Source organism: Microbulbifer thermotolerans (assembly GCF_900112305.1).
GTDB lineage: Bacteria > Pseudomonadota > Gammaproteobacteria > Pseudomonadales > Cellvibrionaceae > Microbulbifer > Microbulbifer thermotolerans.
On the sequence record NZ_FOKT01000006.1, the window covers coordinates 174070 to 186816 of the forward strand.

The 12747-nt window shown below is 61.0% G+C and carries 7 protein-coding genes; 6 read left to right on the plus strand and 1 reads right to left on the minus strand.

Annotated elements, in window-relative coordinates:
- Positions 1–84: 84 nt before the first annotated feature.
- Both BM155_RS11290 and BM155_RS11295 read left to right on the plus strand, forming a co-directional pair.
- The gene (locus tag BM155_RS11290) at positions 85–696 is read left to right on the plus strand and encodes an NUDIX hydrolase (protein ID WP_083421164.1); all 612 of its coding nucleotides are present in this window, start codon (positions 85–87) and stop codon (positions 694–696) included.
- Positions 697–822: 126 nt separating this feature from the next.
- Positions 823–2529 carry a DUF8614 domain-containing protein gene (locus tag BM155_RS11295; RefSeq protein ID WP_067154262.1) on the plus strand — a complete coding sequence of 569 codons (1707 nt, stop codon included), beginning with the start codon at positions 823–825 and terminating at the stop codon, positions 2527–2529.
- A 253-nt stretch (positions 2530–2782) separates the two neighbouring features.
- On the opposite strand, the gene BM155_RS17890 is transcribed toward BM155_RS11295, so the two are convergent.
- A complete protein-coding gene (locus BM155_RS17890) occupies positions 2783–7192 on the minus strand; it encodes a thrombospondin type 3 repeat-containing protein (RefSeq protein ID WP_074903339.1) in 4410 nt (1469 codons plus the stop codon).
- Between the two features lie 488 nt (positions 7193–7680).
- Here BM155_RS17890 and BM155_RS11305 point away from each other — a divergent pair, with 488 nt between their 5' ends.
- From BM155_RS11305 to dnaE, 4 genes are all read left to right on the plus strand, one after another.
- Positions 7681–8181, plus strand: a complete 501-nt coding sequence (locus BM155_RS11305; protein WP_139223236.1) for a methylated-DNA--[protein]-cysteine S-methyltransferase — start codon at positions 7681–7683, stop codon at positions 8179–8181.
- A 170-nt stretch (positions 8182–8351) separates the two neighbouring features.
- On the plus strand, positions 8352–8882 hold the full coding sequence (locus BM155_RS11310) for a gamma carbonic anhydrase family protein (RefSeq protein WP_074903169.1): 531 nt from the start codon (positions 8352–8354) through the stop codon (positions 8880–8882).
- Complete coding sequence (locus BM155_RS11315; RefSeq protein ID WP_067154256.1) at positions 8882–9085, plus strand: DUF1289 domain-containing protein; 204 nt, start codon at positions 8882–8884, stop codon at positions 9083–9085. The genes BM155_RS11310 and BM155_RS11315 overlap by 1 nt, the downstream gene beginning before the upstream one ends.
- Before the next feature lie 75 nt (positions 9086–9160).
- On the plus strand, positions 9161–12688 hold the full coding sequence (dnaE, locus tag BM155_RS11320; protein WP_074903172.1) for a DNA polymerase III subunit alpha: 3528 nt from the start codon (positions 9161–9163) through the stop codon (positions 12686–12688).
- Positions 12689–12747: the final 59 nt, after the last annotated feature.

The following is a 12747-nucleotide window of genomic DNA, read 5'->3' on the forward strand; positions in this document are numbered from 1 at the left end:
CAGCAATAATTGACTTACCCTGTCACAGGGAACAGATATGATGGAAGCTGCGCCATGTGCGTAGTAGAAGTGTGACCCATTACCATGCTAGCCAGTATCGAAGAAAAAGTATTCCAGCTGCGGGACCATATACAGGCCCGGGTACCCAGTGGGCCGGACCTGCACGGGCACGCAGCGGTGCTTCTGGCCCTCACTGACGAGCCGGACCCGCAGGTGATACTGACTAAGCGCTCCGCGAATCTTTCCACCCACTCCGGTGAAGTATCCCTGCCCGGCGGCCGCTGGGATGAGACGGACCCATCCCTGGAATACACTGCGCTGCGGGAAGCCGAGGAAGAAATCAGCCTGCCGGCGGAGCGCGTGCGGATGCTCGGCCCTCTGTGGCCGCGCACCACCCGCTGGCAGGTGCATGTGACCCCCTGGGTGGGCGTTATCTCCCCGGATATTCCCCTCAAGCCGAATCCCGGCGAGCTGGATGCGATTTTCCGCGTTCCCTTGTCTTTCTTCTTCGCCGATCCGCGCATTCGCACGGATCGCATTACTATCGACAAGCGCGATATCTACCTGCCCGCGTACCAATACCGCGGTTACGAAATCTGGGGGTTCACTGCTGGCGTACTGACCGAGTTCCTGGTCAAAATTCTCGGCGCGCCCATCGGGCACCGGGATGGCGTCCCTATGCGGGTCCTGGGCTGAAACGCCCTCTCGCCGTCGGCGGTATCATTCCGGGATCGCCATATACCGTTACCCCAGTGCCTTGATAATTGCCCTCCGCCGGACTAATGTGGCGCCGGATCAAAAGAAACGATAGGCAGAATTCTTATGACAACCCCTATTAAGTACAAACAGATCGCCGCAGCGCTGCTGGCAATCGCTGTGGTGAGCGGTTGTTCGCCGAAAGACAAACAGCAGTCCGATGCCGCGAGCGAAGCGGCCCCACAGCAAGTGCAGGAAGTTGCACAGCAACAGGCCGCAGAAGAAAGCCAGGCTCGCTTTGATATCTATGCTCCCGTGGCTCTGAATGCGGATCTTTCAGATCTGAGTGACGATCAGCGGCAGATGATCGGTCTTCTGATCGAGGCCAGCCAGATTATGGACCGCCTCTTCTGGCTGCAGTCTTACGGTTCCCCGGAAGATCTGTTGTCAGGCATCGAGGACGCCCGGGCGCGCGAGTTTGCCAAAATCAATTACGGCCCCTGGGATCGCCTGGACGACAACGAACCCTTTATCGAAGGCTACGGTCCCAAGCCCCTGGGTGCACGTTTTTATCCTGAAGACATGACCAAGGCCGAATTCGAGGCCTGGGATCAGGCCGGCAAGGACGGCCTGTACTCTCTGGTACGCCGTGATGAAGACGGTAAGCTCAAACTGGTGCCTTATCACGAGGCATATAAAGACGACTTGCAGAAGGCCGCAGATCTTCTGCAAAAGGCTTCTGAGCTGGCCGAGGATAAGGAATTTGGCAATTACCTGCGGATGCGCGCCAAAGCACTGGTAAGCGATGATTTCCGCCCCAGTGATATGGCCTGGATGGATATGAAGAACAACCGTATCGACGTAGTGATCGGCCCAATCGAAAACTACGAGGATCAGTTGTTTGCCTACCGCACTGCCTATGAATCCTACGTGTTGCTGAAAGACATGGCCTGGAGCGAGAAGCTGGCCAAGTACGCGGCCTTCCTGCCGGAGCTGCAGAAGGGGCTGCCGGTGGAGGAAAAATACAAGGCCGAAGTACCGGGCACCGACTCGGATCTGAATGCCTACGATGTTCTGTACTATGCGGGCCACAGCAACGCGGGCTCCAAAACCATCGCCATCAACCTGCCCAACGACGAGGAAGTGCAACTGGCCAAGGGCACCCGTCGTCTGCAGCTGAAGAACGCTATGCGCGCCAAGTTCGACAAAATACTGGTGCCCATCAGCGAAGTGTTGATCGCCGAGGACCAGCGCAAGCACATCACCTTCCCGGCTTTCTTCGCCAATACCATGTTCCACGAAGTGGCCCACGGCCTCGGCATCAAGAAAACCGTCACCGACGGCAGCAATGTGCGTCAGGCGCTGAAAGAAACCTCATCCTCTCTGGAAGAAGGCAAGGCGGATATCCTCGGCCTCTATATGGTGACCGAGCTGCACAACAAGGGAGAAATAGAAGAGGGCGAGCTGATGGACAATTACGTCACCTTCCTCGCCAGTATCTTCCGCAGCGTGCGCTTCGGTGCCGCCAGTGCCCACGGCAAGGCGAATATGGTGCGTTTCAACTACTTCAAGGAGCAGGGCGCCTTTACCCGGGACTCAGAAACTGGCCAGTATCGCGTGGATTTCGAAAAGATGCAGAAAGCCATGACCAGTCTGTCCAATCTGATTCTGACCATTCAGGGCGACGGCAACTACGAGAAAGCGAAAGAACTGCTGGAAACCAAAGGTGTGGTCGGTGCCGAGCTGCAGGCCGATCTGGATCGTTTGTCGGAAGCGGATATTCCCGTGGATGTGACATTTATTCAGGGCAAGGAAGTTTTGGGACTTCAGTAAGTTTGTATTTGCCCCGCAATAAAAACCCGGCATCTGCCGGGTTTTTTTATTTTTGAAGCCCCCGCTTGTAGCCTGCCAAGGGAGTTCACCAGAGTATTTGTTTAGCCGCGGAGCCAGTGCGGTAACTCCACGAAGTGATTGAGCGGTTGGCTCTGTCGGTTTTTGCGCTTTGCAAAAATAAAAAGCCCCGGCAAGTGCCGGGGCCAGGTGTTGGCCCGCTTTGTGAGCGGGCCGGGTGATACTGTTATTTTCCTCAGGGGGTTATTGGGCGAACACAGGCTGCGTAGACATCAATCTGATTCAGCAGGTCTACTAGTGCTCCCGCATTGACTTGCAACTGGTTGAAGTTGCCATTGGCTTCGAACACTACCAGTTTGCGGTCGCCGCTGCCCAGCAGGTTCAGTGCCAGCAGGCTGCCACCGGATGCACTGTCTACCACGGTGCCGTTCAGCAGTGTGGAGATAGTGATGCTCTGCAGTATGGTCAGATCCAGCAGAGTATCCGGGTTTTCCAGCACAAAGCCGACGCTGTTGGTACCGGTATAGGTAGTGCCGGTATCGGTGACGCGGACAAAACCGCTGCCTGCCACACCGACCGGAACCGAGATGCGCGCTGCGTTGTTCAGGTTGTTGTCAATCACGTCCGCTTCGTCGGTCACAGTGCACAGCAGGCAGATGCCCTCGGTGCCGCTGCTGACGGTGGCGTTGGGCACGGTGATTGGCTCGTACACCTGGTTGTTACCGCAGCTGGCGAAGTCCGGATCGCAAACATCGCCGATGCCGTCACTGTCGGTATCCGCCTGATCTGCGTTGGCGATATTCGGGCAGTTGTCGACGTTGTTGTCGACCCCGTCGCCATCCAGATCGTTGTCACAGGCATCGCCGATACCATCGCCGTCCTGGTCTTCCTGACCCGGGTTGGGGTCGATGGGGCAGTTGTCGCTGTCGTTGTCCACACCGTCGCCATCCAGGTCATCGTCACAGGCATCGCCGATACCGTCGCTGTCCACGTCTGCCTGGTCGGCATTCGGGGTCAGCGGGCAGTTGTCGACGCCGTTGTCGACACCGTCGCCGTCTACATCGCTGTCACAGGCATCGCCGATACCATCGCCGTCGGTGTCTTCCTGACCGGGGTTGGGGATCAGCGGGCAGTTGTCAGCGCCGTCGTCGAGGCCGTCGCCGTCGTCGTCAGCGTCACATAGATCGCCGAGTCCGTCGCCGTCGGTATCGGTCTGGTCGCTGTTGGATACCAGCGGGCAGTTGTCGACGCCGTCATCTACACCGTCGCCGTCGTCGTCGCTGTCGCAGACATTACCCACACCGTCACCGTCGGTGTCGGTTTGATCGCCGTTGGGGATCAGCGGGCAGTTGTCGGCACCGTCGTCGACACCGTCACCATCGTCGTCGTTGTCACAAGCGTCGCCTGCGCCATCGCCATCGGTGTCGGTTTGATCGACGTTTGAAACCAGCGGACAGTTATCGGCACCGTCGTCAACGCCGTCGTTGTCGTCGTCGTTGTCGCAGGCGTCGCCGAGTCCGTCGCCGTCAGTGTCGGTCTGGTCGGCGTTGGCGATCAGCGGGCAGTTGTCGGTGCCATCGTCGACGCCGTCGCCGTCATCGTCACTGTCGCAGACATCGCCGATACCGTCGCCGTCCAGATCTTCCTGGCCGGGATTGGGTGTAGCAGGGCAGTTGTCCACGAGATCGCCGATGCCGTCACCGTCGGAGTCAGTAAGGGCGTCGCAAGCGTCGCCGATACCGTCGCTGTCAGTGTCTTCCTGTCCCGGGTTGGGGGTCAACGGACAGTTGTCGCTGCCGTCGTCGACACCGTCGTTGTCGTCGTCGCTGTCGCAGGCATCGCCGAGTCCGTCGCCGTCGGTATCGGTCTGATCGGCGTTGGGTACCAGCGGACAGTTGTCGGCGCCGTCGTCCACACCGTCGCCGTCGTCGTCGCTGTCGCAGGCATTGCCTATGCCGTCACCGTCCGTGTCGGTCTGATCCGAATTCGAATTCAGCGGACAGTTGTCGCTGCCGTCTTCGATGCCGTCGCCGTCATCGTCGGTGTCACAGGCGTTGCCCAGTCCATCGCCGTCGGTATCCAGCTGATCGGCATTGGCCACCAGCGGGCAGTTGTCCAGGCCGTCGGCGACACCGTCGTTGTCGTCGTCGTTGTCACAGACGTTGCCCAGACCATCGCCGTCAGTGTCTTCCTGGGCGGGGTTGGGGATCAGCGGGCAGTTGTCGACGCCGTCGTCGATACCGTCGCCGTCATCGTCGTTGTCACAGGCGTCGCCGATACCGTTGCCATCGGTGTCGGTCTGGCCGGGATTGGCGATGAGCGGGCAGTTGTCGGCAACATCGGCCACGCCGTCGGCATCGTCGTCACTGTCACAGACGTCGCCGAGTCCGTCGCCGTCGGTATCCAGCTGATCCGCGTTGGCATCCAGCGGGCAGTTGTCGCTGCCGTCGTCGATACCGTCACCGTCGTCGTCGTTGTCGCAGGCGTCGCCGATTCCGTCGCCGTCGGTGTCAGTCTGGCTCGGGTTGACGATCAGCGGGCAGTTGTCGGTGCCGTCTTCAACGCCGTCGTTGTCGTCGTCGTTGTCGCAGGCATCGCCGAGTCCGTCGCCGTCGGTGTCGGTCTGATCGGCGTTGGGAACCAACGGACAGTTATCGCTGCCGTCGTCCAGGCCGTCGTCGTCGGTGTCGGAGTCATCGTCGCAGACGTCGCCGATACCGTCGCCATCCTGGTCTTCCTGGCCGGGGTTGGCATCCAGCGGGCAGTTGTCGCTGCCGTCGTCCACACCGTCTCCGTCGTCGTCGCTGTCGCAGGCGTCGCCCTGGCCGTCGCCGTCAGTGTCGGTCTGGGCCGGGTTGGCATCCAGCGGACAGTTGTCGGTGTCGTTGTCCACGCCGTCGCCGTCCACGTCATCGTCGCAGGCATCGCCGATGCCGTCGCCGTCCTGGTCTTCCTGACCGGGGTTGGCGATCAGCGGGCAGTTGTCGACGCCGTTGTCCACACCGTCGCCGTCGGTGTCATCGTCGCAGGCATCGCCGATGCCGTCGCCATCCAGGTCTTCCTGGCCGACGTTGGCTGTGGTCGGGCAGTTGTCGACATCGTTGTTGACGCCGTCGCCATCGACATCGTCGTCGCAGGCATCGCCGATGCCGTCGCCGTCCTGGTCTTCCTGACCGGGGTTGGCAATCAGCGGGCAGTTGTCGGCGCCGTCGTCGACGCCGTCGCCGTCGTCGTCGCTGTCGCAGGCGTCACCGATGCCGTCGCCGTCGGTGTCGGTCTGATCGGGGTTGGCGATGAACTGGCAGTTATCGACGCCGTCGTCGACACCGTCGCCATCGTCGTCGCTGTCGCATAGGTCGCCGAGTCCGTCACCGTCGGTGTCGCTCTGATCCACGTTCGGGACTGTCGGACAGTTGTCCGCACCGTCGTCCACGCCGTCGCCGTCATCGTCGTTGTCGCAGGCGTCGCCGAGGCCGTCGCTGTCCAGGTCTTCCTGTCCCGGATTGGGCACTGTCGGACAGTTGTCCACGTCGTCGCCGATACCGTCGTTGTCGGAGTCGGTGAGTGAATCACAAGCGTCGCCGACGCCGTCGTTGTCGGTGTCTTCCTGGCCGGGGTTGGGTACCAGCGGGCAGTTGTCGCTGCCGTCGTCCACACCGTCGCCGTCGTCGTCGCTGTCGCAGGCGTCACCGATGCCGTCGCCGTCGGTGTCGGTCTGATCGGCGTTGGCGATCAGCGGGCAGTTGTCGGCGCCGTCGTCGATGCCGTCGCCGTCGTCATCACTGTCGCAGGCATTGCCGAGTCCGTCGCCGTCCGTATCCATCTGGTCGGGATTGGGGGTGTCCGGACAGTTATCAACGCCGTTGTCGACACCGTCGCCGTCCCGGTCGCTGTCACAGACATCGCCGATACCGTCGCTATCGGCGTCTTCCTGACCGGGGTTGGGTGTCAGCGGGCAGTTGTCTTCTGTGTCGGTGATACCGTCGCCGTCCTTGTCGTTGTCACAAGCGTCGCCGATGCCGTCACCGTCTGTATCTGTCTGATCGCTGTTGGCCACGAGCGGACAGTTGTCGCTGTCGTTGTCCACGCCGTCGCCGTCCACGTCGTCGTCACAGGCGTCGCCGATGCCGTCGCCGTCCTGGTCTTCCTGGCCCGGATTAGGCGTATTGGGGCAGTTGTCGGCGTCGTCGTTGACACCGTCGTTGTCGCCGTCGTTGTCACAGGCGTCGCCGATGCCGTCACCGTCCGAATCTTCCTGACCGGGGTTGGGGGTGTTGGGACAGTTGTCGTCGTCGTCGGGAATGCCGTCGCCGTCGTCATCGTTGTTATCGATGTCGTCGCAGGCGTCGCCGATGCCGTCACCGTCGGAGTCTTCCTGGTCGGGGTTGGAGACGAATTGGCAGTTGTCGAAGCCATCGGGCTGGCCATCGCCATCATCGTCGTCGTCGCAGAGGTCGCCGAGGCCGTCGCCATCGAGGTCTCTCTGGTTGGGGTTGGGTACAGTTGGGCAGTTATCCTCGGAGTCGGGGATAGTATCTGAATCCGAATCCACGAATGGTGGCGGGTGGCCGGTACTGCCGTCGGCGTCGCAGCCCGTTAGGACTGCCATCGCCAAAGCGAAAAACAGAATAGGTATTCGTAACATGAACGAAATCTCCTTGGCACAAGTGCCGCTGTGTATGGTGGGGTAGGCCACAGGGAGGGGCGATAGCTCTGGGGCAGGTGCCTTGCGCCGCCGGGGCCAGCAAACTATCGCTGGCGCTACCGTATACCGATGCGGCAGGTGGCCGCCGGAGCCACAGCCTGACATCCCTGTTTGGCCGTGTGCTATTTCCGGAGAAGGAAATGCGTTGCGGACTTGTGGTCCGCGCATCAGGTTTAGGCCAGGTTCCGGCACTCGTCCATCTATTGGCACCGCAGTTCGACACATGAGGCGGCGTTTGCCCTTTTTGTCAAACGGGGGCTGGAGCTGCTGTTTGCTCACCGCAAGCGGTGGTGAGGAAATCACTGGTCTGCAAGGGGGGCTAGCTCTACACTGCGCCGAGCATTGGGAAAAACTGCAGCGCATCCGGCCCGCTTCTCTCCGGGTGTCGCGGATTCGCGGTGGCAAGCGGCGAAACCGGGAGAATTGAAATGATCAACTATGAAATCTACACCACTCGCTTCGGTGCGGTGGCCATCGCCGCGGATACCCGGGGGGTGGTGGCGCTGGCATTTCACAGCGACGCGCGGCCCGTGTGCGCCGGGTCCCACTGGGATCGGCGCTCGTCGGCGCTGACCGATAGCGCGGCGGGGCAGCTGGAAGAGTATTTCACCGGTAAGCGGCGGGAGTTCGATTTACCGTTGTGCCCGCGCGGTACGGGTTTTCAGTGTCGGGTCTGGGAGGCGCTGCAGCGGATTCCCTATGGCGAAACCCGCAGTTACCGCCAACAGGCGGAAGCGATGGGCAATCCGAAATCGGTGCGCGCCGTGGCGCGGGCCAACGGCGCCAACCCTATCGCCATTGTGATTCCGTGCCACAGAGTGATCGGCGCCGACGGCAGCCTGACCGGCTACGCTGGCGGTCTGGACATCAAAGCGCGCCTGTTGGCCCTGGAGGGGGCCCGTTTTGTACAGCAGGAGCACTCGCTGTAATTGCGGGTTTATCTGCCTGCCTGTGTGCAATATTCACCCCATTCCCGCGCGCCTTTTCTCAGAAAACGTATTTCTTTTATTCCCCGGCGCGTATCAAACGGAGATTCTCTGGTCACCGCCCTCTGCGACCGGGATAATAGCCCCTCGATTTCACCGGGCGCGGAGGTCAAATGCTGTACAAACTGGGGGACAAAGAGCCGCAACTGGAAGGTGAGGGGCACTATGTCGCTCCCGGGGCCCAAGTGGTTGGCAATGTGAGGATGCTCGGCCACAGCTCTGTCTGGTTCAACGCCGTGGTGCGCGGCGATTCCGACCCGATTACCATCGGCGCCTACAGCAATGTGCAGGACGGGGCGGTGTTGCACACAGATCCGGGCCTTCCGCTCACCATCGGTAATGGGGTAACCATCGGCCACAAGGCGATGTTGCACGGTTGCTCCGTTGGCGACTACAGCCTGGTCGGTATCAATGCGGTGGTGTTGAACGGGGCCAGGATCGGCAAGTGCTGCATTATTGGCGCCAATGCGCTGGTGACAGAGAATACCGAAATCCCGGACTACTCGCTGGTGCTGGGCAGTCCCGGCAAGGTAGTCAGAAGTCTGGATGAATCCACATTCGAGCTGCTCAAGGCCAGCAGCGATCACTATGTAGCTAACGGTAAACGCTTTGCCGAACAGCTGATACCTGTTTCCGATACGTGATGTCCGATCACAGGAACAAGGCTGAAAAGCCGGTAAAGTCCCCCTGTATCTCAGTTTGCGCGCTCAACGCGGAGGATATCTGCGAAGGCTGTTTCCGCACCGGCGCGGAGATCAGCCGCTGGGGGAGGATGAGTAATGAGGAGCGCCGTGCCGTTTTGAGAAGCTGTACCGAGCGCGCGCGCCGGATGGGCCGCATCTGGTAGCTGATTGAAGAATGCAATGTAGATGTGTCCCTGAGGGGTACGTCTATAGAGTTAATGCCGAGAAGCAAACACACAATGACAAACCCTTTTGTCCATTTAAGAGTTCACTCCGAATATTCCCTGATCGACGGGTTGGTACGAATCAAACCTCTGGTGGCGCGGGCGGCGGAACTGCAGATGCCCGCTCTGGCGCTCAGTGATCAGACCAACTTCTTCGCGCAGATCAAGTTTTATCGCGCCTGCCTGGGGGCCGGAATCAAGCCTTTAAGCGCCGCTGACTTCTGGCTCAGCGAGGGCGGCGAGGATAAGCCGACCCTGATCACTCTCTATGCGATGAATGGCACAGGCTATCGCAATCTCACCGAATTGATTTCCCGTGCCTGGATGGAGGGGCAGTACCACGGCAATGCCTTTGTAAAGCGGGAGTGGGTAAAGGATTACAGCGAGGGTGTGCTGATGCTGTCCGGTGCCAGGTTTGGCGACGTGGGCCGCGCCCTGATCGCCGGGCGGCGCCAGCAGGCGGAGGAACTGGCCCGGGAATGGTCGCAGGTTTTCCCTGGCCGCTACTATCTGGAACTGCAGCGCACCGGCCGCCCCGGCGATGAGGAATATCTGCACGCGGCGGTAAACCTGGCGCAGACGCTGGAACTGCCGGTGGTGGCAACCAATGACGTGCGCTTTCTGGATGAGAGCGAATTCGAGGCCCACGAGGTGCGGGTGTGCATCCACGAGGGGCGCACTCTGGACGACCCAAGGCGCGAGCGCCGCTATTCACCGGAGCAGTATTTCCGCACGCCGGAGGAAATGTGGGAGCTGTTCGCGGATATTCCCGAAGCCCTGGAAAACACTGTCGAGATCGCCAAGCGCTGTTCAGCGCCGATACAACTGGGTAAGTATTTCCTGCCGGAGTACCCCATCCCCGAGGGGATGAACGAGAACCAGTTCTTCGAGAAGGTTTGCTTTGAAGGACTGGAGCGGCGTCTGGATAAGATCCTCGACAAGTCCGCACCGGATTACGCCGAGCGGCGCGCTGTCTACGAGGAGCGTTTGCGCTTCGAGCTGGACATCATCATCCAGATGGGCTTCCCCGGCTACTTCCTGATCGTGATGGACTTTATCCAGTGGGCCAAGGATCACGATATCCCGGTGGGGCCGGGGCGGGGGTCCGGTGCCGGCTCGCTGGTGGCCTATGCACTTAAAATCACCGACCTGGACCCGCTGCAATACGACCTGCTGTTCGAACGCTTCCTCAACCCGGAACGGGTGTCCATGCCGGACTTCGACGTGGATTTCTGTATGGAAAAGCGCGACCGGGTGATCGCCTATGTGGCGGACAACTATGGTCGCCAGGCGGTGAGCCAGATCATTACCTTTGGCACCATGGCCGCCAAGGCGGTGGTGCGCGACGTGGCGCGGGTACAGGGCAAATCCTACGGCCTGGCCGATAAGCTCTCCAAGATGATCCCGCCGGACGTGGGCATGACCCTGCAGAAGGCCCATGAACAGGAAGAGGTACTGCGGGAATTCCTCGAGACAGACGACGAGGCGCAGGAAATCTGGGAAATGGCGGTGCAGCTGGAGGGCGTGGCCAGGAACGTGGGCAAGCACGCCGGTGGTGTGGTGATTGCCCCCACCAAGCTCACCGATTTCGCGCCTCTCTACTGCGATGAGACGGGCGCGGGCCTGGTGACTCAGTTCGATAAGAACGACGTGGAGGACGCGGGCCTGGTGAAGTTTGACTTCCTCGGCCTGCGCACCCTGACCATTATCGACTGGGCCAAGCGCATGGTGGATGAGCAGCGGGCCCGCGAGGGACTGCCGCCGCTGGACATCGCCGCCCTGCCGCTGGACGACGAAAAGACCTTCCAGATGCTCAAGCGGGCCGAGACCACCGCGGTCTTCCAGTTGGAATCCCGCGGTATGAAGGATCTGATCAAACGCCTGCAGCCGGATAATCTCGAGGACATGATCGCCCTGGTGGCGCTGTTCCGTCCGGGCCCGCTGCAGTCGGGCATGGTGGACGACTTTATCAACCGCAAGCACGGCCGCGCCCAGGTGGCCTACCCGGACGCCAAGTACCAGCACGAGAAGCTCAAGCCCATCCTGGAGCCCACCTACGGGGTTATCGTCTACCAGGAACAGGTTATGCAGATCGCCCAGGAGCTGGCCGGTTACACCCTCGGCGGTGCGGACCTTCTGCGCCGTGCCATGGGTAAGAAAAAGCCGGAGGAGATGGCCAAACAGCGCGCCATTTTCGAGGAGGGCGCCAAGAAGCAGGGCGTGGACCCCGAGTTGGCGATGAAGATCTTCGACCTGGTGGAGAAATTCGCCGGTTACGGTTTCAACAAATCCCACTCCGCGGCTTACGCCCTGGTGTCCTACCAAACTGCTTGGCTCAAGGCCCACTATCCGGCGCAGTTTATGGCCGCCACCATGTCTTCGGATATGGATAAGACCGACAAGGTGGTGACCTTTATCGAGGAATGCCGGGCCATGGGCCTGGAGCTGGTGCCGCCGGATGTGAATCTGGGCAGCTACCAGTTCTCCGTAGATGCGGACAATCGCATTATTTACGGTCTTGGCGCCATCAAGGGGCTGGGCGAAGGGCCCATTGAGAACATTATTAAGGTGCGCAAGGAGGGTGGCCCCTTCACCGACCTGTTCGACTTTTGCTCCCGCGTCGATCCGCGCAAGGTCAACAAGCGGGCCCTCGAAGCCTTGGTGCGCTCTGGGGCGCTGGACAGTATCGGCCCGCGCGCTGACGGTGCGGACGGTCTCAATTACGCTCGTGCAGTGATGTTTAATGCACTGGATGAGGCGGTAAAGGCCGCTGAGCAACAGGCCGCCAACGCCAGCGCCGGGATGATGGATCTGTTCGGCGAGGTGGTCCCCAGCGCTTCCGATGGTGATGTCTATGCGGATTTCCGCCGCACCCGACCCTGGAGTATCCGCGAGCGCCTGGAAGGGGAGAAAAATACCCTCGGTCTCTATCTTACCGGCCACCCGATCGATGAATACGAGGATGAGCTCAAGCAGCTGGTCAAGGCGCGAATTGCGGATTTGAAACCGGGCAAGGACAGCCAGAAGGTGGCCGGCCTGGTAGTGGGCATGCGGGTGATGAAAACCAAACGCGGCGACACTATGGCCATTGTCACCCTCGACGACCGCAGCGGGCGTATAGAGGCGGCGGTATTCAGCGAGACTTTCTCCGAGTGCCGCGAGAAACTGGCCAAAGACGCCCTCTTGGTGTTGGACGGCCCGGTTGCCCACGACGACTACAGCGGCGGCCTGAAAATGACCGTCAACAGCGTCGCCAGCCTGGATGAATTGCGCCGCGACAGTGTCACCGGGGTGCAACTGCGGCTGGAAAGCGCTGCGGCCACGCCGGGGCTGGCCAAGCGTTTGGCTGCCTGCCTGCAGCCCTATACCGGCGGCGCCTGCACCGTCAGTCTCGAGGTGGTGCGCAGCGATGCTCGCGGCACCTACCGGCTGCCGTCGCAGTGGCAGGTGGAGCCGAGCGATCAACTGGTCCAGTCCCTGCGCGAGCTGCTCGGGCGGGAGCGCGTTGCGCTCGACTACACTGAGCGGCGCCGGCGTGGCTAAATTGGCCCTGGCCGCTTGCGAGATATTCCCTGGGCGCAGGCTCGACTAGGCGGTTCTAT

Bases quoted from the DNA above. Each gene is read 5' to 3' on its own strand.
- BM155_RS11290 (WP_083421164.1), top strand. From the start codon at position 85: ATGCTAGCCAGTATCGAAGAAAAAGTATTCCAGCTGCGGGACCATATA.
- BM155_RS11295 (WP_067154262.1), top strand. From the start codon at position 823: ATGACAACCCCTATTAAGTACAAACAGATCGCCGCAGCGCTGCTGGCA.
- BM155_RS17890 (WP_074903339.1), bottom strand. From the start codon at position 7,192: ATGTTACGAATACCTATTCTGTTTTTCGCTTTGGCGATGGCAGTCCTA.
- BM155_RS11305 (WP_139223236.1), top strand. From the start codon at position 7,681: ATGATCAACTATGAAATCTACACCACTCGCTTCGGTGCGGTGGCCATC.
- BM155_RS11310 (WP_074903169.1), top strand. From the start codon at position 8,352: ATGCTGTACAAACTGGGGGACAAAGAGCCGCAACTGGAAGGTGAGGGG.
- BM155_RS11315 (WP_067154256.1), top strand. From the start codon at position 8,882: ATGTCCGATCACAGGAACAAGGCTGAAAAGCCGGTAAAGTCCCCCTGT.
- dnaE (WP_074903172.1), top strand. From the start codon at position 9,161: ATGACAAACCCTTTTGTCCATTTAAGAGTTCACTCCGAATATTCCCTG.